Raw genomic sequence first — 26,186 nt, forward strand, 5'->3', positions numbered from 1 at the left:
CAAGAAATCCGGAGTGCAAATATTAACCAAAAAGAAGATCGTTTTTTGATTTATGAAAGAGATCTAATAAAATCTTAAATTTAGAGGTATGGCTAGATTTAGCTTATTTTTATTTAACTCTTATATTTTATTTTCAAATTTTATAGGTATGCCAGTTCTACCATTTTTATAAAAAAGTGGAGAAAGCTTGGAATGACTATATGTCCTCTAGGAGGGAGAAACTTATAGACAAGAGGGATTGAATAATTCAAACAGTGAACTCACTAATCAATGGAAAGAGAAATAAAGAATTTACTAAGGATGAGTGGGTAAATAAGTGAGAAGATAACCACTTTCTTAAATGGGATAAAAAAATAAGAATGGTTTTAAGTACTGTGAAAGGATTTAAGGCAGGAATCATTGTCTTGGCTATAGGATTTAGCGTTCAGGCAAATGCAGATGAAACAAAGGGATATTATATTAAGGCTGCTATTGATCAGTCATTCAAGCCGCTCATGCAACAATATGATGTATTGGGAATGGCAGTCGGGGTGATTTATCAGGGAAAAAATCATGAATACTATTATGGCCTGCAATCTCATATCGACCATAAAGCTGTAAATCGGCAAACAATTTTTGAATTAGGTTCTGTAAGTAAAATCTTTACGGGCATTGCAGGGGGCTATGCCAAGAGTCAGGGCAAGCTTTCTTTTAATGATCATCCAGCTAAATATTGGCCTGATTTAAAGAATTCAGAAATCAACAAAGTCAGTTTGCTGGAATTAGCGACTTATACGAGTGGAAACTTACCTTTGCAATTTCCGGATCAGGTTAAGACTGATCAGCAAGTTTTAGAGTGTTTCCAAAATTGGCAGGTTAAACATCCGCCTGGCCAATATCGGCAATATTCAAATCCAAGTATTGGCTTATTTGGTGAGTTAAGTGCAAGATCAATGAACATTCCTTTTAGCGTATTGCTGGAACAGACGATCTTTCCAAAACTCAATTTAAAGAATACCTATATTAATGTTCCGAAAGCACAAAGGGTTCACTATGCTTTCGGCTATGATCAGAACAATCATCCGGTGCAGGTAAACCCGGGAGCTTTAGATGCCCAGGCTTATGGGGTGAAATCTACACTTCCCGATATGCTGAAATTATTAGATGCCAATCTGAATCTGAAAAAAAACAAGCCTGATATTAAACAAGCGCTTCTGGAAACTCATCATGGGTATTTTAAACTTGGGAAAATGACTCAAGCACTCGGCTGGGAGACTTTTTCATATCCGACGACACTCGATATTTTGCTGGTAAGTAATTCTGAAAAAGTCGTGATGCAAGCAAATCCAGTAGTCAAAAATACTGTTCAGGCAAAATCACAAGTTTTTCATAAAACTGGTTCAACCAATGGCTTTGGCACCTATGTGCTGTTTGTTCCGGAAGAAAATTTTGGACTGGTAATGATGATGAATAAAAAAATTCCCAATGCAGAGCGAATCAAGGCAGCCTATCAAGTCTTTCAGTCCATAAAAAACAGTTAAGTTTATTAAGCCTGAATAGAAGGAAATGTCTCATGATTTTTGAGCTAGGGTGTTTCCTTCTTTTGAAAAGAGGTTGAGTCTTAAACTCTAACTGAAGTAAAAGCCTCCTAATTTCGGAGGTTTTTATTTTGTATCGATAAGAGTGGTAGATTTTATTGGTTGAGAAAAATTCATTCTATAAATTTTAAAATGAAATTTAATAATATTAAAGTTCAAAATAGGGTAAGCTTGTTTAATTAAGATTGAATCAGATTAGATAGGTTTCAGGGCATTCATGTTAGAACTTCGTCATTTAAAAACCTTAGTCGCGTTACGAGAACATGGCTCACTGGTTGCAGCAGCAGGAGATCTTTGTCTCACGCCTTCAGCTTTGTCCCATCAGCTTCGTGAATTGGATCAATGGTTCGGAGTCGAAATCGTCAATCGCCGTAGTCGCCCGGTCAGTTTTTCCAATGTCGGGCAGCGCTTGCTGAAGCTGGCAGATGATATTTTGCCTCAAGTCCATGTTGCACAGAGTGATATCATTCGCATTGTGCATGGGCAGACAGGACGGATCATTTTTTCTTCCGAATGCCATAGCTGTTTCGACTGGTTGATGCCTTTACTGAATCAATATCGTATTCAATATCCAGATGTAGATTTGGATTTCGCTTCTGGCTTTGAGGCCAATCCGCATGAATTATTACAAACAGGGGAATTCGATCTGCTTATTACCGCTGATCCGATTGAACTAAAGGGCATAGAGTATTTCCCGATTTTTGAGTATGAGTCGCGTTTGGTGCTATCGAATACTCATCCTTTAGTGCGTTCCCAAAGTATTAGCGTCCAGGAATTGGCGGAAGAAACACTGATTACTTATCCAGTGGACAAGCACCGTCTGGACATCATGTCACACCTGTTTATTCCAGCGAATATTTTACCTAAACAAATTCGGACCACCGACTTGACTCAAATGCTGATTCAACTGGTTGCCAGTGGTCGGGGAATTGCAGCCTTGCCAGATTGGGTAGTGAATGAATATGAGCAAAAAGGCTGGGTGACTTCACGCCGTTTGAATTGTATAGCCCCGAATGGACTGCGCCGGACTTTATATGCAGGTTATCGAACTGAAGAAAAGCAGAAAGATTATTTCGAAGGATTTTTAAAGCAGCTTGACCGATTCTCTAAAAAGAGAATCACATATTATGATTAAGTGGTGATAAAGGTTTCCTCTCGACTTTTTAAAACTATTCTTTTTGATGACGCTTTCAGCCAATTAGATCAATAAATATACAATTCCAAAACAGGCTTACTCTCGTTTTAGGTGAAAGATGGGAAGAGTAGGACTCAACTAATAGATGAGATATTGAAGAGTTCTTAAGTAGTCTAAAACCTATTCTGAAAGAAGAGGTGAGATCATGAATATCGCAAAGAATACCATCTGTCTTTGGTACGATCATGATGCTGAAGAAGCCGCACGATTTTATGCAGAAATTTTTCCAAATTCATCTGTAGGTGCCATCGTTCTTGCACCTGGAGATTATCCCTCTGGTAAAGCAGGTGATGTCATCACAGTAGACTTTACCGTACTGGGTATTCCATGTATTGGTTTAAACGGAGGACCTGTATTTCAGCATAATGAATCTTTCTCATTTCAAGTCGCCACAGAAGATCAGGAAGAAACTGACCGCTATTGGAATGCGATCGTCAATAATGGTGGTCAGGAAAGTGAATGCGGATGGTGTAAGGATAAATGGGGAGTATCTTGGCAAATCATCCCTAAAGCTTTGCTTGAAGCATCATACAGTTCAGACCGTGGTGTTGCTAAAAAAGCTTTTTATGCCATGATGACCATGAAGAAAATTGATGTCGCTGCAATTGAAGCTGCCATCCGAGGCTAAGGCATGGTCTCGATATCAGTGATTAATGCCATGTATTTAGTTTAAGCGTTTGGCCTTATTACTTATATAAAGTGAGAGGTCATTGATAATAATCAGAAGTTCATCCTTTAAGGTATAGCCAGTGAGTTGCTTATGGCGGCCGCTGGCTAAAATCTATTTAAGCTTTCTCTATAAATAATTTTTATTTTTTAAAAATAAGTAAATAAAACTCGAAGATATCTCTGAAAGTGAAGATTCATATTTGAAATATTTAGCTTAAAGTAAGATGATAAAATAGTAAGTGGCTAAAATTTAAAATCTTATTTCATCAGCTAGAAGAACGAGAAAGACATGCCTCATTCCCATCATCATGAAAAACACTATATACAACGTTCTGGCTGGTTGCGTGCCGCAGTGCTTGGTGCCAATGATGGAATTATTTCCGTGACCAGTCTGGTTGTCGGGATGGCAGCCAGTGGTGCTTCGTCACAAACACTTTTGATTGCTTGTGTTGCTGGCCTGATTTCTGGTGCAGCCTCGATGGCAGCTGGGGAATATATCTCGGTCAAGTCGCAACAGGATATTGAAAAAAATGATCTCGCCATGGAAGAGCGGGAATTAAATCTGCATCCCGTACATGAATTAAGAGAGCTAAAAAATATTTATATCAAGCGAGGTTTAGAAGCTGATCTGGCCGAAGAAGTGGCAAAACAGCTTACTGCACATAATGCCTTGGATGCGCATGCGCGTGATGAAATTGGAATTCTGGAACAGACAGCTGCCCGGCCCTTTACGGCGGCATTTTCTTCAGCATCAGCATTTACGGTAGGTTCTTTATTTCCATTGGTATCCATTTTGGTTTTGCCTTCACATTTGCTAGATCAGGGCGTCATGCTGGTGGGAGTGCTTAGTCTGGGAATGATGGGAGCATTAGCCAGTTATGCGGGCGGTGGCAGTATGTGGAAAGGTGCACTGCGTGTCATGATTTGGGGCATCGTTGCCATGCTATTCAGTTTCTGGATTGGCTCTCTATTTAATGTTACTACCATGTAATTATTTAAAAAATATGGAATAAATTTTTATTAATCTAGATATATCCAAAATTTAATTGAAGTAGATAACTTGAAATTAAAATTTTCCTCATTGAATTGTATTAGACATATCTAGATTCTTAATTAGCTAACTCATTTAAAAAGTTTAAATTTTAACTACAAGTTTTTCTTTAATTAAAAATACCTGGTTTGATTATGTTCTTCCTTGCACTAAAGCTGTGCCAAATGGTGCAGTGAAGTGGCAATTTTAAAATCTGGATATGTATATTCTTAGGAAAATAAGAAAGAGCTTGGTTCGCAGTCAATATAATTTAGAAAAAATATAAAAGTACCTCTAGATAATTAATATAAATACAAATACTTATTCGTATAACTATTTTATTGGCACGCTTTGTGCTTATTAGAATTTGAGTCAAAGACGACTCTAAAGAAATTTGTAAGACGGCCAATGACGTCCGTTCTGATCGCATCTGGTGTGCAGCGATTCGCATAGCAGATAAGCCTATACGTTCAGTTCTGGAAGGAGATGGTGATGTCTTCAAATTTATATGAAAAGAAAGCAACAAAAATAAGTCTTTTGAATTTCAGCAGCGCAGCAATGAGAGCCTTCCATATGAGTTGGCTCGCGTTTTTTGTCTGCTTCTTTGCCTGGTTCGCCTGTGCACCGCTGATGCCTGTGATCGCAGGTGAATTCAGCTTAACCAAAGATCAAATCGCCAATATCAATATTGCAGCAGTCGCGATCACCATTCTGGTTCGACTGATTGTCGGTCCGCTATGTGACAAATATGGTCCACGGAAAACCTATACCGCCTTACTCGTACTCGGCAGTATCCCGGTTTTTGGTGTTGCCTCTGCGAATAGCTATGAATCCTTCCTGTTTTTCCGCTTACTGATTGGTGCCATTGGTGCCAGTTTCGTCATTACCCAATATCACACCAGCATCATGTTTGCGCCGAATGTGGTCGGTACAGCGAATGCGGCATCTGCAGGTTGGGGAAATGCCGGTGGTGGTGCAACTCAAGCCTTGATGCCCTTACTTCTGGCTGCACTGGTAATGTTCGGTGTTGAACAGGCGATGGGCTGGAGAATTGCCTTAATTGTTCCAGGCCTGATGATGCTGATTGTCGGTGCCTTGTACTGGAAATTCACTCAGGACTGCCCACAAGGCAACTTTAAAGAACTGCGTGCAGCAGGAATTCAGGTTGGTAGCGAGAAAAAAGGTGGCATGGCAATTCTGATGCATGCTGCACGTAACTACCGTGTCTGGATTCTATTTGGCGCTTATGCGGCCTGTTTCGGTATCGAAATCTTCATTCATAACATCGTAGCCATGTACTACGTAGAAAACTTCAGCTTTGGTTTAAAAGAAGCAGGTATGACGGCTGGGATCTTCGGTCTGTTAGCACTGTTTGCCCGTGCACTGGGGGGTATTGTTTCAGACAAAGTCGCTATCAAAAAAGGCTTGGACGGACGTACTAAAGTGCTGTTTGCCATGATCTTGATGGAAGGCTTATTCCTGATTTTATTCTCGCAAATGAACAGTGCCATGCTGGCCATTATCACAATGACTGTCTTTGCATTATTTACCCATATGGCATGTGGTGCAACATATGCGCTGGTGCCATTTATTGACCGTGATGCTTTAGGCGGTGTGGCCGGCATTATCGGTGCAGGCGGTAACGTGGGTGCGGTCGCAGCAGGATTCTTACTCAAAGGCATGCTGGATATTCAAACCTGTCTGATGGCACTTGGCGGCCTGGTCGTGATTGCAGCAAGTTTTGTTCTGATGATTCGCTTCTCGGTTGAGCATAAGGCCAAAGAGCAAAAGCTATATGAAGAAGCTGTTCTTGAACGAAACAACCTGGCTTAAAACACAAGATACAAGATTTAGAAAATTTAGGAGAAGGAATATGAAACTGGTAATGATTGGCCATGGCATGGTAGGACACAAATTTATTGAATCTGTGCTTGAGCATGCGGGTGATGACGTTGAAATCACGATTCTGGCAGAAGAGCCGCGTCTGGCTTATGACCGCGTCCATTTGACTGAATATTTCAGCGGCAAATCTGCAAAAGATTTAACTTTATGTCGATCTGACTTTGCGGATGCGTATGGTATTGATCTGCGTTTAGGCACTAAAGCGGTTTCTATCAATCAGGTAACACGTACAGTAACCACCCAGCATGGTGAGGAACTGACCTATGACAAGCTGATTCTGGCAACGGGTTCTTATGCATTCGTTCCACCAATTCCGGGTAATGATCGTGAAAATTGCTTTGTTTACCGTACTATTGAAGATCTGGATGCCATTCGTGCAGCCAGCCTGAATTCAAAAACCGGTGTAGTCATTGGTGGTGGTCTGTTAGGTCTGGAAGCAGCTAAGGCACTACGTGACCTGAATCTGGAAACGCATGTGGTTGAATTTGCACCACGCCTAATGGCAGTACAGATTGACGATCTTGGCGGTAAAGTATTACGCAGCAAAATCGAAGATCTGGGCGTTAAAGTCCATACCCAAAAAGCCACCTCGTCTATTGAAGATGGTGTCAATGCTAAACATGTCATGAAGTTTGGTGATGGTGCTGAGCTGGAAACTGACATCATCCTGTTCTCTGCAGGGATTCGTCCACGTGATGAGCTAGCACGTCAAAGCGGCCTGGCAATCGGTGAGCGCGGTGGTATCGTGATCAATGATTACTGCCAGACATCAAATCTGGACATTTACGCAATTGGTGAATGTGCGCTGTGGAATAACAAGATTTTTGGTCTGGTGGCTCCAGGCTATGACATGGCACGTATTGCTGCGAAACATGTACTTCAAGAAGAATGTGCCTCATTTACTGGCGCAGACATGAGCACCAAGTTGAAACTGATGGGTGTGGATGTTGCATCAGTTGGCGATGCACATGCCATGACACCAGGTTCACTGAGCTACTTCTATGCAGATGAAGCAGCGCAGATCTACAAAAAAATCGTAGTTAATGCTGAAAAAACCAAACTGCTCGGTGCAGTGCTGGTCGGTTGTGCCAAAGAATATAACGACCTGCTGCAAATGATGCTAAATGGTCTGGAAATCCCGGAAAATCCGGAAAGCCTGATCATGCCGGGCTTTGATCAGGCAGCAGCGAAAACGGGTGGCAGCGGTGTAGATTTGTTGCCAGACAGCGCAACGATCTGTTCATGTAACAACGTATCTAAAGCGGATATCTGTTCAGCGATTGCCGATGGTTCAACTTCGCTTGGTGCACTGAAAAAATGCACCAAAGCTGCTACAGCTTGTGGTGGCTGTGCACCGCTGGTGACGCAAGTTCTGAAATCTGAGTTACAACGTCAAGGCGTAACAGTAAATAACCATCTCTGCGAACACTTTGCTTATTCACGCCAGGAACTGTATCACCTGGTTCGTGTGAATGAAATCAAGACCTTTGATGACCTGATCCAGCAACATGGTCATGGTCTGGGCTGTGATATCTGTAAGCCAACAGTGGCAAACATCCTGGCATCTTGCTGGAACGACTTTGTCCTGAAACCAAGCCATGCCGGCCTGCAAGACAGTAACGACTACTACCTCGGTAACATTCAAAAAGATGGTACTTACTCTGTAGTTCCTCGAATGGCAGGTGGTGAAGTCACTCCAGATGGTCTGATCGTCATTGGTCAAATTGCTAAAGAATATGGTCTGTACACCAAATTGACTGGCGGCCAGCGTGTCGATATGTTTGGTGCGCAACTGCATCAATTACCAGAAATCTGGGAAAAACTGATCAATGCCGGTTTTGAGTCTGGTCACGCTTACGGTAAATCATTACGTACCGTGAAATCTTGTGTCGGTAGCACCTGGTGCCGCTATGGTGTGGATGATTCTGTGGGCTTGGCGATCTATCTGGAAAACCGCTACAAGGGCTTACGTTCTCCGCATAAACTGAAAATGGCGGTATCTGGCTGTACCCGTGAATGTGCCGAAGCACAAAGCAAAGACGTGGGTGTGATTGCCACTGAAAAAGGATGGAACCTGTATATTTGCGGTAACGGCGGTATGAAACCGCGTCATGCTGAACTACTAGCATCAGATCTGGATACACAAACTTTAGTCCGCTATATCGACCGTTTCTTCATGTTCTATATCCAGACGGCTGATCGTCTGCAACGTACTTCAGTATGGCGCGACAACCTCGAAGGCGGCTTAGATTATCTGAAAGATGTCATCGTCAATGACTCACTGGGTCTGGCCGCTGAACTGGAACATCGTATGCAGCATGTGGTGGGCACTTATCAGGATGAATGGCGTACTGCAGTTGAAGATCCAGAAGTCCGTAAACGTTTCAAAACCTTTATTAATGCCAAGGCTGAACAGCAAAACGATCCGCACGTTCAATTTACTGAAGTGCGCGGTCAGATCCGTCCAAAAACTGAAGCTGAACGCAATGCCAGCCGTATTCCGGTAGTTGAAGCCTGATTCAAAGAATAAAGGAGCAAGAATATGACAATGTTTAAAGATATGAATGAACTGAATTGGGTTGAAGTGTGTGCACTGGATGACATCACGCCTAATACTGGCGTTGCAGCTTTGGTGGAAGATCAGCAAATTGCGATCTTTCGTGTAGGTTCAGAAAAACGTGTTTATGCACTCAGTAACCAGGATCCATTTAGTAAAGCGTTTGTGATGTCACGCGGCATCATTGGTGATCTGCAAGGTGAACGTGTAGTCGCTTCACCAATTTACAAGCAGCATTTTAGTTTGGCGACTGGCCGCTGCCTGGAAGATAAAGATCAAAAACTGCTGGTTTTTCCAAACAAAATTGAAAATGGCAAGGTGTTCATTAGCCCCGTGCCACAAAAAACCTATATCACCAACAACGGTGTTTCACCGGAAAAAATGAAACTGGTACTGGTCGGTAATGGTCTGGCAGGCATGCGTTGTCTGGAAGATCTGCTGGATATGGCACCAGAACGTTATGAAATTACTGTGATTGGTGAAGAGCCTTGGGGCAACTACAACCGCATCATGCTGTCGCCAGTGCTTTCTGGCGAGAAAACCATTGATGACATCATGCTGCATCCACATGCCTGGTATGCCGACAAAGGTATCCGTCTGATTGCTGGTGATCCAGCAGTACGTATTGATCGTCCGCGTAAGCAGGTTTATACCGAAAAAGGCGAAGTGATCAGTTATGACCGTTTGATTCTGGCGACGGGTTCCAAGCCATTCGTTCCGCCAATTCCAGGTAGTGACTTAAAAGGCGTACTCAGCTTCCGCGACATTTATGATGTGAACAACATGCTGGACTACTGCAAAACCAAGAAAAATGCGGTGGTGATTGGTGGTGGTCTACTGGGTCTGGAAGCTGCTTACGGTCTGAAACAGCAAGGCATGAATGTCACTGTGTTTCACCTGATGGATCGCATTATGGATCGTCAGCTGGACAGCAAAGCCAGCCAGATGCTGAAAACAGCGATTGAGCAGAAAGGTATCACCATCCTGACTGAAGCCAATACCGAATGCTTAATTGGTGAAGAAGGTCATGTGACCCAAGTGAAACTAAAAGATGGCACCGTGCTGGCTGCTGATTTGGTGGTCTTCGCAGTTGGTATTCGTCCAAATATCGCATTGGCGCAAAGTGCCGGTCTGCGTTGCAACCGTGGTGTGCTAGTGAATGACACCATGCAGACTTTTGACCCAAGTATTTATGCGGTGGGTGAATGTATCGAGCACCGTGGTCAAACCTTTGGTCTGGTTGAACCACTTTGGGGCCAGGCGTTCATTTGTGCATCACATCTGGCCGAGCATGGCAGCTTGACCTTTAAAGCGCCGACGGTTCCGACTCAGCTGAAAGTGAGTGGTTGTGATGTGTTCTCTGCAGGTGACTTCGAACCAAAAGATGATTTTGAAGATATCGTACTGAATGATGAAAAGCGTCAGATCTATAAACGCATTATTATTCAAAAGGATAAAGTCATTGGTGCGGTGCTGTTTGGTGATACGGAAGACGGTACCTGGTATGCCGAACTGATTGCAGATCAAACCCCAATTGCAACGATTCGTAACAAGCTGCTTTTTGGTCGGGATTTTGCATTAAAGAAAGCAGGGTAAAAAATCAATTTGTCATGGTGAAACCAAGATCCGCGGAAACGTCATCCGCAACTGTTTGAGCCAAGACAAAATATGAAAATGAATGTTTCTGCGACCTTTTTGATACATGCCGGATGAGGGCGAGTTTTGCGGATCTTACGCCACAGTGTGGCTCAGGTTTTGCCTACTTTTCCCGAAAGAAAAGTAGGTCGAACCGAAGGTTGATCCAAATAAATGAGTTGCATTGAAAAGACACCGTTGTAATGAACCTTTTTTGAAAAGAATTAAATTGTGTTTCAACTCCTAAGGAGCATCCATGAACAGTATTCCCGTTGTGGAAATTGAAAGCTCCACAGAATTAAAAACTAAAACTACACAGACCACGTGCCCATATTGTGGCGTGGGTTGTGGTGTGACTGCACATGTAACGCCGACCACATCAGGTCCGAAAGTGACTGTTGAAGGCGATGCCAATCATCCTTCTAATTACGGTAAGCTGTGTATTAAAGGCAGTAATTTGGCCGATACCCTAGGACTTGAAACTCGTTTACTGCAGCCAATGCTGGGTCGGAAAGATCAGCGTGAAGTCACGAGTTGGGATACTGCAGTTTCGTCCATTGCCAATAAATTCCAGCAATGTATTGATCAATATGGCCGAGACAGTATCGCGTTTTATGTCTCAGGTCAGTTGCTGACCGAAGATTATTACGTGGTGAATAAATTCGTTAAAGGCTATCTTGGTACGGCGAATATTGATACCAATTCACGCCTGTGCATGTCTTCAGCTGTTGCTGCACATAAACGAGCTTTTGGCGAAGATTTGGTTCCAGCCAGCTACGAAGATTTCGAACATACTGACATGGTGGTACTGGTCGGTTCCAATACCGCTTGGTGTCATCCAGTGCTGTATCAGCGCATTATGAAAGCCAAGGAACAGCGCGACCTGTTTGTGGTCGTGGTTGATCCGCGTTTTACCAGTACCTGTGAAGCAGCAGATCTACACCTACCAATTCTGCCAGGTCAGGATGTGGCGCTGTTTAATGGCTTATTGCAGTACCTCTGGAAAAATAGTCACGCAGACCAAGAATTTATTGCTCAACATACACAAGGCTTGGAGCAAGCCTTAGTACAAAGTGAAGCTGAGTCTCCGATTCAAGAAGTTGCTCAACGTACCGGTATTGCAGTCGAGAAACTGCAAACTTTTTATCAGAAATTCGCCGAAACTGAAAAAGTTATGACCCTGTTTTCAATGGGGGTCAATCAGTCTTCGCAAGGGGTGAATAAAGCCAACAGCATTACCAATTGTCATCTATTAACAGGCAAAATTGGTAAATTGGGCGCAGCGCCATTTTCCATGACTGGTCAGCCAAATGCGATGGGCGGCCGTGAAGTCGGGGGGCTAGCCAATATGCTGGCTGCACATCTGGATTTAGAAAATCCGGGACATCAGCAGCTGGTACAAAATTTCTGGCAAAGTCCGTATATTGCTAAACAAGCAGGACTGAAAGCAGTTGATTTATTCCAGGCCGTTGAAAGTGGCAAGATCAAGGCGATCTGGATTATGGCAACTAATCCGGTAGTCAGCTTACCAGATGCCGATCAGGTTAAACGTGCCCTGGACAAATGTGAATTCGTGGTGGTGTCTGATATCTGTCAGGACACGGATACCACACAATATGCTGATGTCTTGTTACCCGCTTTAGGTTGGGGTGAAAAAGATGGCACCGTGACCAATTCGGAACGTCGTATTTCACGTCAGCATGCATTTTTGGATGCACCGGGTGAAGCCAAAGCGGACTGGTGGGCCATTGCTCAAGTGGCAAAACACATGGGCTTTAATGGCTTCGATTTCCAGAATAGTTATGAAATCTTTAAGGAGCATGCAGGGCTTTCTGCCTATCAGAATGCCGAACTGCATAAACGTACAGACACCTCATATTTCCGTTATTTCAACCTGCAAGGTTTAAGCAATTTAACTGCAGAAGAATATGATGAACTGGATCCGGTGCAATGGCCAGTTTGGGATAAGCAGCAAGATGCGAAATCTGTCGCCCGGTTATTTGCTCAAGGCCAGTTCAGTCATGCGGATGGCAAAGCCAAGTTTATTGCCACCACAGCGATTGATCCGGTAAATCTGGTTTCCAGTGAATATCCTTTAATTTTAAATACCGGCCGAATCCGTGACCAGTGGCATACCATGAGCCGTACCGGTTTATCTGCAAATCTCAGCACACATCGTGCCGAACCTTACTGTGAAATTCACCCGAATGATGCACTAAAATACGGGATTAAAGATGACGAGCTGGTAGAAGTCAAATCGCAATGGGGCAATTGTGTCTTGCGTGCGACTGTCAGTGACAATATCCGCCGTGGACAGGTCTTTGCCCCGATTCACTGGAATGATCAGGTCGCATCCGATGCCCGGATCGGCAAGGTAGTAAATCCGGTAGTGGATGCTATTTCGGGTGAGCCAGAATTCAAGCATACTCCGGTCATCATCCATCCATTTTATAGCCAGTGGCAAGGCGTATTTTATGTGCGTCAAGGCTTTGAAAAAATCGTACAGCCGTCGATTGAAGCCACCGTGTGGTGGACTAAAATTACTACCAGCAAGGCAGTACGTTATGAACTGGCAGACCGGAAGAAATTTAGCTACACCACTGAGCATTTAAAAGAATTATTGCCATTTCAGGATGAAAGTTTTGAATGGCTGAATCTTGAAGATCAGACCGCCCACATCAGTCATAGCGTGATACTTCAGGGTGGTCATGTGATTGCCAGCCTATATATTGCACCGAAGGCCTTATTGCCGGACCGCGACTGGGTGGCAAGTCTGTTTAAACGTGAACGTTTAAGTGCTATGCACCGTAAAGCCTTACTTGCTGGACAGCCGATGTCGATGGCAAATAATGAGGGTCCATTAGTATGTAGCTGTTTTAAAGTCGGTAAAAACCGCATCATTGAAACCATTAAAACTAAAAATATTACGGATGAAAAACAGGTGACCGCATGTTTAAAAGCCGGAGGGAATTGTGGTTCGTGTTTACCTGAAATCCGTGGCCTGATTAAAACATGTCAATTGGAGACGGTAGAATGAAAAAAGGAGCCGAGAGAGAAAATAATAAAACAGCCTATCCGCGTACTGATCTGGTGATCCTGGCGGGTGGACAGGCAAGACGCATGAATGGCATCAACAAACTGTTGCAGAAATTCGATGACCAGATTCAGCTGATCAAGATTCACCAACAGCTGAAATCGAATGTTGCACAGGTCTGGATTAACAGCCATCGCGACTATTCCATTTACCAGAAACTTATTCCCAGTGTTCATTATTATCAAGATGATGAGCCGGGCTTTCAGGGGCCGTTAATGGGCATGAAAAGTGCCTGGTCGCATGTGCAGTCGGATTATGTACTGTTTGTCCCTTGTGACCTAACTTATATTCCTTCCAAAGTATTGCTCAAGTTACACCAGGCTCTAGCCAAAAATAGTCTGGCTGAAGTGGCCTATGTGGAAATTAACGGCAAGCCACTTTATCCATTTTGTCTGGTCAAACGCAGCAGTCTGGCAACCCTGAACTTACATCTTGAACAGGAACAGCGCAGTCTTAAACACTGTTTTGCTGATTTGCACGCACAAGTGGCACGTTTTAAAAATCGTGCGCTATTTTTTCACAGTATTAACTCGCTGGATGAACTGCAACAGTATCAACAGCTCAAATTTCTGCACTAAAAACTGAATATTTTGCTTTTGGCACAAAGTTGGAACACTTATTGCAAATCTAATTATTACAAGATTGGGCGATTTGAGTTTCGCGCACTGCATATGTGCAACAACCCACCCAATGCCTGAAGATGGATGTTCAACATGAATATGATGACACAGCTTAAAAATGATGCCTTGTTTGTCGATCAATTCGGTCGTGGCAAGCGCAAGCTAAGGATTTCAGTGACCGATCGCTGCAATTTCAAATGTGTTTATTGTATGCCTGAACATCCTGAATGGATGAAAAAACACGATCTGCTCAGTTTTGAAGAGCTGTATCAATTTTGCGATTTTATGGTGCGTCATGGCATTCAGTATATCCGCATTACCGGTGGTGAGCCTTTAATGCGTCAGGGCGTAATGCATTTTGTTGAACAACTGCAAGCGCTGAAAAAGCTGGGACTACAACGCATTTCCATGACCACCAATGCGCATTACTTAAAACAATATGCACAAGCCTTAAAGCAGGCAGGACTGGATGACCTGAATATCAGCCTGGACAGTCTGGATGCTGATCAGTTTAAACAGCTGACCCAAAAGAATTTGACACCTGTACTGGAAGGAATTCAGGCAGCACAAGTCGCTGGATTACCGATTAAGATCAATACCGTATTGATGCAGGGTATGAATGACGATCAGATCCTGCCATTGGCGCGCTGGTCAGTTCAGCAAAACATTGTCCTGCGCTTTATCGAATTTATGCCACTTGATGGTGATCACCATTGGTCTACTGAGCATGTAGTCAGTGAACACTACATTTTAGAAACTTTGGCGACTGAATTTACGCTCACTCAAAAAACTAATAATTCTGCCCAATCAGCTTCGGAACCCGCACGCCAGTATCTGATTGATGGCCATCCGATTGGAATTATTTCAACCATTACCAATTCATTTTGTGGCAGCTGCGACCGCTTGCGATTGACTGCACAAGGTGAATTTTATAACTGCCTGTTTGCACCTCAAGGTTTGAATCTTAGAAAGGAAATCAAATCACTAAATGCATCTGTAGCTCTAAGTGAGTTGAATTTGTATGGTGCTTTATCCCGATATATCTGGAACAAAGAACAGGGCTTTCATGCCATAGAGCAGCGTTTAAAAAATCAAAGTATGAATCAAAACAGCCGCAAAATTAGTATGCACATGATAGGAGGCTAAGATGTCACAGATCAGAATCAGAATTGAAGCCTTCGGTGCGGTAGAGCGACAGTTACCGCAAGATCTCGAAATTATCTGCAAATCTCAAAGTACCGTATCTGAGGTTTTGAATCAGGTGGGACAAGATTATCCAGATGCATTTGGCATGATTGAACGCTGTGCCTGTGCCATCGGTGAAGACATCATTTCACGTCAGACACCTCTTCATGCTGACAGTACTTTGGTGCTGTTGTCACCTGTCGCAGGAGGCTGAAATGAGCAAATTCAAACAGATTTCCCGGATCCAAGATACTGCTTTAGATCTGGAAAGTTTTGATCCGATCCAGTCTTTTCCTGAATGTGGTGGAGTCGGCGTATTTATCGGAACGGTACGTAATCACCATGAAGGTAAAGCAGTCAAGGCACTGAAATATACGGCCTATACACCTGTTGCAGAAAAAATGATTCGCCAAATTGAACAGGAAATCCAGGCCAAATACGGCGTGTCCTATGTGCGGGTGATTCATCGAATTGGGGCACTAGATATTGGTGAAAAAGCCATTATTGCAATTGCTTATGCTGCACATCGACGTGAAGCTTTTGCTGCTTGTGAGGAAGCAGTAGAGCGGGTCAAACATGAGGTGCCAGTCTGGAAAGAAGAGTTTTATATGGATGGCAGCAGTCAATATGTTGAGGGATGTTGTATCCGTAAAGATGTAGAAATTACTCATACGCATCGTCATTCAGAACATTCAGATGAGACGCATCAACATTGCCATCATGCCAAAGAAAATATGCCATTCATCTATCAATGGCCGATATAAGTCAGAACAGACATACGTTTAAAGAAGAAATGAACTATAGGAACATGCAATGAAAAATGTCGGGATGAAAGCAGAAAGTTATCGGACTGCAGTAGCTACAGGGATTCTGCATGCACCGCCACATTGCATTGAGTTATTACGAAATGGCAATACGGAAAAGGGTGATGCACTAAAGACAGCTCGCATCGCCGGGATTTTAGGGGCTAAACGAACCGATGAACTGATTCCACTTTGTCATCCCTTACCAATTTATCGTGCAGATGTGGAATATGAACTGTTTGATGCACATGTCGAAATTATTGCCACAGTAGAGACTATTGGTCCAACTGGTGTGGAAATGGAAGCCTTGACTGCCGTTAGTCTGGCTGGATTAACCCTCTATGACATGCTCAAACCACATTGTGAACCGGAAGACTTATGTCTGGATCAATGTAAATTGCAAAAGAAAAAAGGCGGTAAATCGCATTTTACCCGTGTCTTAAAAGAAGCCTTGCCAGCATCCATCATTGTGCTTTCAGATACAGTCGCTGCCGGTAAAAAACCGGATACAGCAGGGCAAAATGTCCTGGAAATATTACAAGAAGCCAATTTTGAAAATATTGCCTATCAGGTAATTCCAGATGATCCTGAACAGTTATTGGCATTGGTTCATCAACAGAAAAATGATTATCCATTGATCCTGACTGTAGGTGGAACAGGCTTAGGTCCTAAAGATCTAACAGTTGAAACTTTACAGCCTTTACTGAAACGGGAAATTCATGGACTCATGGAAGCTTCACGCAGTTTCGGCCAGAAACGCACGCCGTATGCGGCTTTAAGTCGTGGCGTTGCTGGCTATATTGATAACAGTTTGGTAATGACTTTACCGGGCAGCCGACAAGGCGCCAAAGAATCTTTAATTGCCGTACTACCAGCGTTGGTACATTTATTTGATGTGCAAAAAAATATTCCACATCAAGGCGGTTATCAATAATGTCTGGATGCGGAGCAGAACATGGCCTGATTACAGTAGATCAGGCTTTAGAATTGATTTTGCAGCATACTCAAGTGTTAGTAACTGAACGACTGAAGTTGAATCAGGCCCTGAATCGTTATCTGGCAGAGGATATTTATTCTGGGATTAATTTACCGTTATTTTCGCAAAGTGCCGTAGATGGTTATGCACTGTGTACCCAAGCTGCAATTGAACCAGAAAGTGAGTTTCAGCTTATCGGTGAAATTCGGGCAGGGCAACAGGATGAGCTGCAACTTCAGGATGGTCAGGCAGTCAGGATTTTTACCGGCGCTAAAATTCCGCTTGGGACTACTACGGTCGCACGTCAGGAAATCGTTCAAGCAATTGATTTATCCAGAATCAAAATTACGGAACAGCTTAAAATTCATGCCGATATTCGGGATGTGGGCGAAGAAATTTCAGTCGGGCAATTATTGGCCAATAAAGGTCAGCAGCTGTCAGTCGGTGCAGTTGCCTCTTTAAGCATGGCGGGGATCAATACTGTTAAGGTTTTTCAATATCCTAAAGTGGCTGTGGTCATTACAGGTGATGAAGTTGCTGAAAGTATCGAGGATTTTGCAGCGGGTAAAATTTTTGATGCCAACGGTCCCCTGATTGAAGCCTGGTTTCAGCAAGCTGGGCAGCAGCTTGAAATTTTTCATGTTGCAGATACTGAGGCGGCAGTACGGAATCTCATTCAAGAATTATCAGCAAGCTATGACCTGATTTTAACCACAGGCGGTGTATCTGTCGGAGATTATGATTTCATTCGGCCTGTAGCACTAGATTTAGGCTTTGAACAGATATTCTGGAAAGTAAAACAGAAGCCGGGCAAGCCGATGTTCTTTGCCCAGCTACAGCGAAATGATAGTTCACATTGTTATCTGCTGGGTTTGCCGGGAAATCCCGCAGCAGTGTATGTCGGCATGCAGATCTACACCGCAACTTTATTAAATGCCTTACAAGGACACAAATCTCAGCCGAACTGGTTTAATGCTGTACTCACCCATGATCTGAAAATGAATGCCAGAGAGCGCTTTTTAAGAATGTCTGCCAGCTTTGAGCAGTCGGTTTTACGAGTTAAAAGTCTGTCTAAGCAGCAATCACATATGCTGAGCAATCTCATGCAGGCCAATTGTCTGGTTCGCATTCCGGCAGGAAAAAGCCTGAAAGAAGGGGATCTTGTTCAAGGCTTATTTATTCACTGATAAGGGTAGATGCACATGAAAAAATCTCTGTTTTTATCCATGTGCATTGCCATGATGTTTTCCTCAGTCCATGCAGGAACAGTGAAGGTTTACGCCGCAGCGAGTCTAAATAATGCTGTGACCGAAATTTCCAGGATTTACCAAGCCCAACATCCACAAACTAAGATTATTTCCGTATTTGGTGCATCTTCTGCTTTAGCCAAACAGATCGAAGCAGGAGCTAGTAGTGATCTATACTTTTCAGCTGATCAGGATTGGATGAATTATCTGGTACACAAGAAACTTATAAATTCCAGTTCAGTTCATCCCATCCTGTTAAATCAGTTAGTGGCGATCAGCCCGAAACATCTGAATATTCATTTTAAACCCCAGTCCAGTTTTAATTTTGCCCAGTCCTTTAAAGGTTATGTATGTACCGGACAAATGGAATCAGTGCCTGCCGGAAAATATGCCAGGCAAAGTCTGACCAAACTGAACTGGTTAAATGGCTTAAAAGGACGAATTGTTGGAACGGATGATGTGCGCTCGGCTTTGGCTTTTGTCGAACGTGGCGAGTGTGAAGTTGGGATTGTCTATAAAACTGATGCCTTGATCAGCCGAAAAGTAAAAATCATCGGTACTTTCCCAGCAAATTTACATAGTCCGATTATTTATCCTTTAGCTTTGACATGGCAAGGCGCACAGAATAAAGAAGCAGTGCAATTTGAACAATTTATACAAAAAAGTGCGCAGGCTAAAGCCATCTTTCAAAAATATGGATTTAGGCTGAACCCCTAGACAATGGCTGGAGAAATAACTGCAAGATGTTAAGTCCAGAAGAACTCAGTGCGCTCTACCTGTCTGCCAAGGTGGCCAGCTTTGCGACCTTATTCTGTTTACCTTTTGCAGTAGCATTGGCTTGGGTTTTGGCCAGATATGAATTTCGGCTTAAGTTTCTGGTCGAAGCATGTTTGCAATTGCCGATGGTGCTGCCACCTGTGGTTTTGGGTTATCTGCTTCTGATACTGTTTGGTAATCAAGGCATGATTGGCCAATATCTCAATACACTCGGATTGCAACTGGCATTTAACTGGAAAGGGGCGGTATTGGCCTCGATGATTGTGGCATTTCCGCTGATGGTGCAACCGATCCGTTTGTCATTTCAGCTCATGAATCAGCAACTCGAACATATCGCAGGTTCATTGGGCGCAGCACCGTGGAAAGTGTTTTGGAGTATCAATTTACCTCTGGCGATTCCCGGTATGCTGATTGGCAGCATCTTATGTTTTAGCCGCAGTCTGGGTGAGTTTGGTGCCACCATTACTTTTGTGGGAAATATTCCGGATGAAACCCGCACTATTCCCATCGCAATTTATTCCTTACTGCAACAACCGAATGGTGAAGAAATGGCGATGCGTCTGGTGGTTTTATCTATTTTTTTGGCATTTACTGCCTTAATTGCCAATTATTTTATTTTGCAAAACTATCAACGGAAATTAGGAGGCTGAAATGTTGAAGTGTGATTTTCAATATCAACAAGCCGATTTCGAGTTGAATATTAAACTGGAAATATCGCAGCAACTATTGGGGATCGTCGGTGCATCTGGAAGTGGGAAAAGCACATTACTCAAAAATATTGTCGGGTTATTGAAACCTGATCAAGGATATATTCAGTTTAATCAGCAGGATTTAACCAATATAGAAAAGCAAATAAATATTCCAATCCATCAGCGCAAAATTGCATTAGTTTTCCAGAATGCTTTGCTGTTTCCACATATGAATGTGCAGCAGAACCTATGTTATGCAGAAAAACTGATATCTAAAGCAGATCGAAAATTCCAGTTTGAAGACATCGTGGAATTATTAGAATTAAAGCCTCTAATTTATCGCAAAGCCCATCAGCTATCAGGTGGAGAAGCGCAGCGCGTTTCTATTGGCCGAGCATTACTGTCTTCACCGAATCTTTTATTGCTGGATGAACCTTTAACGGGCCTAGATCAGCAGTTAAAACAGCAGATTTTACCCTTCCTAAAACGGATCAAAGACGAGCTAAATCTACCGATGATTTATGTGACTCATCATTTAGAAGAATTAGCTTACTTAGAAGCCGAAACTGTACAGCTCAAAAAGGGCATATTAATCAGGAACTGATTAACTCCAGCTGATTGAGTCGGGCAGGTTTTGCATAGTAAAAACCTTGCAGATAATCACAATGATGTGATTTTAAACACTCAGCCTGTTCAGGATTCTCAATTCCTTCCGCAACGACTTCCAGATCCAGCTTATGCGCTAGGGTAATCATGGCTTCAATAATGGCCTCATCTCGTGGATTGCCAGGTAAATGCTGAACAAAGCTACGATCCAGTTTGATTTCATCGATCGGAAGACTACGTAAATAACTTAAACTCGAATAACCAGTGCCAAAGTCATCTACCGAAACTTTAATGCCCAAAGCCCGGACATTTTTTAAGATCTCAATGGACTTATCACCGCTGGCAATCAGCATGCTTTCAGTCACTTCGAGTTTTAGTAACTCATGCGGGAATTCAATTTCCGCTAATAATTGCTGGAGATCACTCAGGAATCCACTTCTTTTAAACTGTAAAGGAGATAGATTGACGGCAACCGAAATTTGAGTCTCATGCTGCATATTCCAGGCTTTAACTTCCTCACAAGCCTGTCTAAGTACCCATTCGCCAATTGAGACGATTTGCCCGGTCCTTTCTGCAAAAGGAATGAAATCGGCAGGGGAAATAAAGCCTTTTTCTGGATGTTGCCAGCGGATCAAAGCTTCCAGACATTTGACCTTGCCCGTTTCACTGTCCAGAATCGGCTGATAAAACAGTTTAAACTGCTGTTCATGCAGAGCGACCATCAGTTCATGACGAAGCTGTACATAATCTACCTTCGGTAAAGGCTCTTTCGTGAAATTATACCAGTGCCAAGTATTACCCCCTTCGGCATTAGCATCACGCATGGCATCCTTGGCTGCATTGATAAACTGCTTAGCGCATTTGATGTCGGGATCAGCATCAGCGACACCGATACTTGCACTCAGGTGAATATCATAGCCATCCACATGGAAAGGCTGAGATAATCCGGCGATGATTTCTTCGGCACGTACAGCAACTTGCTTGAGATCATTCATTTGAGTTAATAAAATTGCAAACTCATCTCCTGAAAATCTGGAAATTACATCTTCCGGCTCCAGGTTTTGGCTCAGACGATTGCCCACTAGTTTTAAAATTTTATCGCCAATATCATGACCGAGGCTTTGATTCAAAGGTTCAAAATCATCCAGATCCAGATATAAAAGCACTAGATTTGCAGAACCACTCTGCGCTAGATGCAGTTTTTCCTGAACCACTTCTTCAAACAGCTTATTGTTGATAAAGCCGGTTAAATGGTCATGTGATTCCTGATAAGCGATTAGTTCTTGCTGGGCAACATGCTGACTCACATCCTGTTGAATGGCAATGAAATGAGTGCACTTATGATTTTCATCAAAGACTGGACCTAGGTTTAGCTTGTTCCAGAACCAGTGTCCATCCTTACGATAATTTTTCAGGACAATCTTGATTTCAGATTTGTTCTGAATGGCTTCGCTGATTTGCTGGACGCTTTCCGCGGAAGTATCAGGTCCCTGCAAGATGCGGCAATTTTTTCCTTTGAGTTCTTCCAGGCTATAACCGGTAATCTGCTCAAAGGCCGGATTAACATATTCAATAGGCTGGTCATTTTCTGCCGAAGTTAAAATAATGCCATGCGGATTTGCATCGACACTACGTTTCATTAATCTCAGCATTTCATTGTTTTGATAACGTTCAGTAATGTCGCGTGCCACGCTAAAGATACCGACAATTTCCTCATTCACTTTAATTGGCAAAAAAGTTAAATCGAGCCAGTATTTCTGTCCTGCCGAGTTATGTGCCTGAACTTCAAGATGTCCAGTCAAGCCATGCTTGGCCTGCTCAAAGGCTTCTAAGGCAAGAGGGCGATGTTCAGGTTCAATAAAATGATCAATTTTAGTTCCGATATGCGATTTAACACCAACTTCGTTAAAAAATTTGGTGGCCAGGTTGGCATCTACAATATTGCCATCCAGATTGTGCTCAAAAATTGCATCGGGATGAAAAGAGAAAAATGACTGATATTTATCTTTGAGCTGATTTCGTTTTTTGCGTTCTTCATACAACTCAAAGGTTAAGGCGATCAGCGAAGCCGCATATTGCAGCAGGTCAATTTCATTTGGAGTAGGGGACTTAATCGAACGATAATAAGTACCAAAAGAGCCAAAAAGTTTGCCACTCCCGTTGGCAATTGGTACCGACCAGCAGGCTCTTAAACCATTTTGTTTAACCAGATCTTTATATGCGACCCAGTTCGGATCATTGAGTAAATCCTCACAGACCACTAAACGACGATGATATGCAGCTGCACCACAAGCGCCAACATTCGGGCCGATTTTTAGATCTTTTGAAGCTTCTACATATTCTCTGGAAAAATAGGCTGGTTCTTTTATTAAATTAAGCGTTTGTTCCTGTTCCGAATACAACATGACAGATACCAGTGCATCCGGGATTTTGTCCCCTAACCATACGGTAATCGCATCTATGATATCCTCTAAGGCAGCAGCTTGACCAATCAGATTAAAAATCTCTTGGCTGGTGCCTCCATTATAAAAAGAAGTCATATTGTATCCTTAAGTATAAACCTCTATATAAACCTAGAAGTATTAGGGAAATTATACTGTTTTTTTGAATAAAAGATCTAAACCCCATAACACAATAACAAAATAATATATTTAAATTATCTACTTAATAACTGTATAAAAATATTATTACTAGGCACTTTTTTCACCTGTCACCACACGATTTCTCCCTAAATGTTTGGCTTGATATAAATTCGTATCTGCTTGTTTTAAAACTTCTTTAATATCGGAAGAAGTTAAAGGCCAGTGTGCAATACCGAGTGAAGCAGTGACTATTCCTACTTCAAGTAAATAAGTCGATGCCAGTTTATGTCTTAATCTTTCAGCGATTTTAGTTGCATGTGAAATCTCTTTGACTGGCGCAAGAATAATAAATTCTTCACCACCAACGCGACAGCAAATATCCTGTTCACGAAAACTTTCCCGAATAAATCCGGCAACTTTGGTTAATACCACATCACCCATATCATGCCCATGACGATCATTGATTTTCTTGAAATAGTCAATATCCAAAACCACCACAGCAAAATAAGTTTTATTGCTAATTAAATCATTTAAAAATAGTTCAAAGCCACGACGATTATAAAAGCCGGTTAAAGGGTCGGTTAAAGTGTCCTGTTTAAGCTCTTCGATCTCCTGATTAAAAAAGTTTACACTAGATAATAGGGACTTCTTGAATTTAAAAACTTCAAAATACCAAGGCTTAATATGATTAATCTTTTCAGTGATACCTGGATCATTCAAATGACTTGCCATTTTGGCAAGATCATTTAATGGAGAGGTAATAAATTTCGAAATACGCCAGATGATTAAAAAGATAATAATGTAGATAACAAAAATTGTGCCAATCACTTTGTAGGCAAGAAGACGCGCTTGGGCAAATAAATCTTCTGTAGGCTGCTGAAACACCACGGTCCAGTTAGTGGTAGGAATTTTTGCAAAACCTGCTAGTTCGCTAACTCCCATATCGTTATTTAATTTTATTTTTCCTGAGCTATGTGACTCCATATAAGCTAAACCGGTATTGTGTTGGAATGTTTTTCCAATTCTCTCTCTTTCTGGATGATAAATAATTTTATCTTCTTTATCAAAAACATATAAGTAGCTATTTTTATAACCATAATTTTCGCTTAAAAGTGTCTTTAATAAGGACTCTTCATGTAAATAGATAAACCCTGCAATAAACCCTTGGTATTTATTATTCTGATCAAAGATTGGAAAACTAACCAGGACGACCAGATTACCTTTTAATGAATAATAGGGTGAGGAAATATAAGGCTTCTTTGATTCCAGTGATTTACTAAAGCCCAAAGACCGAATAATCGCAACTTTATCTAATTTCAAGGTTTCAGGCGCATATTCGATGACATGACCATCTGCATCGCTGATCAAAACACTGCTAAAAGAATTAGATTGTTGAATCAATCTATTTAATTCAGCTTTTAATAACTGCTCATTATGAAAATCATTTTTAATAATATTGGCACTGAGGCTTAAATCATTAAATATATTTTTAAAATATAAATCAGAAATAGAAGCAACTTTAGCTGCATACTCATAATTAGTTGCAAGAGAATTATTAATCAGTTGTTGTCGGTGAATTACATTGCTCACAATCAATGTAATTGAAAAAAGAATCACCAGACTTACAAGTAAAAGGATTAAAATCAATTTACGTAAATTAAGTTTGAGTGAAATGAGCAACTTTTGAACACTCATAACTTAATCCCCTGAATCTTTCAGAAATACAAAATGTATACAATATATTTCAATAATTATATTGTGTTATGTAGTCCTCTATTTTAGATGAATAATATTCAGTTTGTAAGCATTTTTGAAGCTTAATCTGTTGCTTATTTTGTAAGCAGAAATGGTTTGGTCCATTTATTGAATATATTTAAAAGATATAGAGAAAAGACTGAGATCAAAAAAAGTGATTAAATGCTGATTTAGTAAAAATTATATTTTTATAATATAAGAAATTTTTATTTAAAAGCCAAATTCCCTATCTAAGCTAATATAATTAAATAGATAATAAATAAAGATTTATTGATTAAAAAATAATTTCTTAAAAGGTAAATATTTATTTTTCAAAGCCTTCACTATAGGGTGGAAGGTGAGATAAATAAGTGCTCAAAAGGATATGACTTAAATTTGAGCACTTATTTGTTCTAGAAAAAGCTAATTTTCTGATTTTACAGTTATTTTCTCAATGAGAAAAGTTAATTACTCTAAAGTACTTCTTAACATCCAGGCTGTTTTTTCATGCACATCAAGACGTTGCGTGATTAAATCTGCAGTCGGTTGATCGTTGACTTCATCAACAACTTCAAAAAGATTGCGTGCGGTACGAGCTACCGTTTCATGAGCATTTACCAATAAACGCAACATTTCTTGGGCATCTGGTACACCTTCTACTTCTTTAATAGCAGTCAGCTTAACAAATTGCTGGTAAGTGCCGGGTGCGGCAAAGCCTAAGGCCCGGATACGTTCTGCAATCAGATCAAGAGCATTCCACTGTTCGGTATATTGGGTCATAAACATGCTGTGCAGACTATTGAACTGTGGTCCGGTGACATTCCAGTGAAAGTTGTGGGTCATTAAATAGAGGGTATAGCTGTCTGCCAATAATTTAGATAGACCTTCGACGATTTTGGCACGGTCTTCGTAAGAAATACCAATATCAATTTTCATAGCTTTAGCATTTTTTTCTGAAGAGCCCATGTTTTACTCCTTAACAATTTTGTAGAGAGATATCTTTTAAAATAGAAGTTTGCCAGTCATGGCTGAAAAGATAGGAAATCTTGGCAGCATGACCTTTTATATGAAATAGCTTTTTGCCACTATTTATATGTGGAAATAATTTTAAGTACTTCTGAGTTATATAGTTTATAGGACGGAAAAAGATATAAGTTTAGGCATTCTGTATAGCCTGGTGACAGGATTGTAACTGTATAAAGAAATTAATTTTGCCTTATAAAACTCAAATGTCTGGATCAGTTTTTTAAAAACTTGTTTTCATTTTTAGATGATTAAGCCTTTATTTCATGATTTTATCTTTTAGTA

General features: G+C 41.6%; 20 protein-coding genes. 17 read left to right on the plus strand and 3 right to left on the minus strand.

All coding sequences use genetic code 11. The annotated features are described in order from the left end of the window. Nucleotides 1-359: 359 nt before the first annotated feature. The 17 genes from ampC (at nucleotide 360) to FTU46_RS04930 (ending at nucleotide 20,560) form a co-directional block, all read left to right on the plus strand. On the plus strand, nucleotides 360-1,520 hold the full coding sequence (gene ampC / locus FTU46_RS04850; RefSeq protein WP_180104458.1) for a class C beta-lactamase: 1,161 nt from the start codon (nucleotides 360-362) through the stop codon (nucleotides 1,518-1,520). 274 nt (nucleotides 1,521-1,794) lie between these two features. Next, a complete protein-coding gene (locus FTU46_RS04855) occupies nucleotides 1,795-2,712 on the plus strand; it encodes a LysR family transcriptional regulator (RefSeq protein ID WP_180011420.1) in 918 nt (305 codons plus the stop codon). Between the two features lie 205 nt (nucleotides 2,713-2,917). Then, the gene (locus tag FTU46_RS04860; RefSeq protein WP_180104459.1) at nucleotides 2,918-3,400 is read left to right on the plus strand and encodes a VOC family protein; all 483 of its coding nucleotides are present in this window, start codon (nucleotides 2,918-2,920) and stop codon (nucleotides 3,398-3,400) included. A gap of 330 nt (nucleotides 3,401-3,730) precedes the next feature. Next, the gene (locus FTU46_RS04865) at nucleotides 3,731-4,432 is read left to right on the plus strand and encodes a VIT family protein (RefSeq protein ID WP_180002442.1); all 702 of its coding nucleotides are present in this window, start codon (nucleotides 3,731-3,733) and stop codon (nucleotides 4,430-4,432) included. A 531-nt stretch (nucleotides 4,433-4,963) separates the two neighbouring features. Beyond that, on the plus strand, nucleotides 4,964-6,304 hold the full coding sequence (locus FTU46_RS04870) for an MFS transporter (RefSeq protein ID WP_180052686.1): 1,341 nt from the start codon (nucleotides 4,964-4,966) through the stop codon (nucleotides 6,302-6,304). Between the two features lie 40 nt (nucleotides 6,305-6,344). After that, on the plus strand, nucleotides 6,345-8,891 hold the full coding sequence (gene nirB, locus FTU46_RS04875) for a nitrite reductase large subunit NirB (protein WP_218951170.1): 2,547 nt from the start codon (nucleotides 6,345-6,347) through the stop codon (nucleotides 8,889-8,891). A gap of 24 nt (nucleotides 8,892-8,915) precedes the next feature. Further along, entirely contained in the window at nucleotides 8,916-10,526 is a 1,611-nt protein-coding gene (gene nirD / locus FTU46_RS04880; protein WP_180104460.1) for a nitrite reductase small subunit NirD, read from the plus strand. Nucleotides 10,527-10,821: 295 nt separating this feature from the next. Next, entirely contained in the window at nucleotides 10,822-13,602 is a 2,781-nt protein-coding gene (locus FTU46_RS04885; RefSeq protein ID WP_180104461.1) for a nitrate reductase, read from the plus strand. Next, nucleotides 13,599-14,237, plus strand: a complete 639-nt coding sequence (locus FTU46_RS04890; protein ID WP_179993153.1) for a molybdenum cofactor guanylyltransferase — start codon at nucleotides 13,599-13,601, stop codon at nucleotides 14,235-14,237. The genes FTU46_RS04885 and FTU46_RS04890 overlap by 4 nt, the downstream gene beginning before the upstream one ends. A gap of 135 nt (nucleotides 14,238-14,372) precedes the next feature. After that, nucleotides 14,373-15,425 carry a GTP 3',8-cyclase MoaA gene (moaA, locus tag FTU46_RS04895; RefSeq protein WP_180104462.1) on the plus strand — a complete coding sequence of 351 codons (1,053 nt, stop codon included), beginning with the start codon at nucleotides 14,373-14,375 and terminating at the stop codon, nucleotides 15,423-15,425. 1 nt (nucleotide 15,426) lies between these two features. After that, nucleotides 15,427-15,678 (plus strand): MoaD/ThiS family protein, encoded by a 252-nt coding sequence (locus tag FTU46_RS04900; protein WP_034170381.1) that lies wholly within the window; start codon nucleotides 15,427-15,429, stop codon nucleotides 15,676-15,678. 1 nt (nucleotide 15,679) lies between these two features. After that, on the plus strand, nucleotides 15,680-16,228 hold the full coding sequence (locus FTU46_RS04905) for a molybdenum cofactor biosynthesis protein MoaE (RefSeq protein WP_180052681.1): 549 nt from the start codon (nucleotides 15,680-15,682) through the stop codon (nucleotides 16,226-16,228). A 49-nt stretch (nucleotides 16,229-16,277) separates the two neighbouring features. Beyond that, complete coding sequence (gene moaCB / locus FTU46_RS04910; protein ID WP_180104463.1) at nucleotides 16,278-17,201, plus strand: bifunctional molybdenum cofactor biosynthesis protein MoaC/MoaB; 924 nt, start codon at nucleotides 16,278-16,280, stop codon at nucleotides 17,199-17,201. Beyond that, on the plus strand, nucleotides 17,201-18,430 hold the full coding sequence (locus tag FTU46_RS04915; RefSeq protein WP_180104464.1) for a molybdopterin molybdotransferase MoeA: 1,230 nt from the start codon (nucleotides 17,201-17,203) through the stop codon (nucleotides 18,428-18,430). Before moaCB ends, FTU46_RS04915 begins: the two co-directional genes overlap by 1 nt. Before the next feature lie 15 nt (nucleotides 18,431-18,445). Then, nucleotides 18,446-19,207 carry a molybdate ABC transporter substrate-binding protein gene (gene modA / locus FTU46_RS04920; RefSeq protein ID WP_180104465.1) on the plus strand — a complete coding sequence of 254 codons (762 nt, stop codon included), beginning with the start codon at nucleotides 18,446-18,448 and terminating at the stop codon, nucleotides 19,205-19,207. Between the two features lie 26 nt (nucleotides 19,208-19,233). After that, entirely contained in the window at nucleotides 19,234-19,917 is a 684-nt protein-coding gene (gene modB / locus FTU46_RS04925) for a molybdate ABC transporter permease subunit (protein WP_159124321.1), read from the plus strand. A 1-nt stretch (nucleotide 19,918) separates the two neighbouring features. After that, entirely contained in the window at nucleotides 19,919-20,560 is a 642-nt protein-coding gene (locus FTU46_RS04930) for an ATP-binding cassette domain-containing protein (RefSeq protein WP_166136889.1), read from the plus strand. Here the strand turns inward: FTU46_RS04930 and FTU46_RS04935 are convergent. The 3 genes from FTU46_RS04935 to FTU46_RS04945 form a co-directional block, all read right to left on the minus strand. Beyond that, nucleotides 20,550-23,102 carry an EAL domain-containing protein gene (locus tag FTU46_RS04935; protein WP_180104466.1) on the minus strand — a complete coding sequence of 851 codons (2,553 nt, stop codon included), beginning with the start codon at nucleotides 23,100-23,102 and terminating at the stop codon, nucleotides 20,550-20,552. The genes FTU46_RS04930 and FTU46_RS04935 overlap by 11 nt on opposite strands. Nucleotides 23,103-23,252: 150 nt before the next feature. After that, nucleotides 23,253-24,839 carry a sensor domain-containing diguanylate cyclase gene (locus FTU46_RS04940; protein WP_180104467.1) on the minus strand — a complete coding sequence of 529 codons (1,587 nt, stop codon included), beginning with the start codon at nucleotides 24,837-24,839 and terminating at the stop codon, nucleotides 23,253-23,255. 507 nt (nucleotides 24,840-25,346) lie between these two features. Beyond that, nucleotides 25,347-25,844 (minus strand): Dps family protein, encoded by a 498-nt coding sequence (locus tag FTU46_RS04945; protein ID WP_004783133.1) that lies wholly within the window; start codon nucleotides 25,842-25,844, stop codon nucleotides 25,347-25,349. Nucleotides 25,845-26,186 lie beyond the last annotated feature (342 nt).

This window comes from Acinetobacter sp. YH12108 (assembly GCF_013419055.1).
Taxonomy (GTDB): Bacteria; Pseudomonadota; Gammaproteobacteria; order Pseudomonadales; family Moraxellaceae; genus Acinetobacter.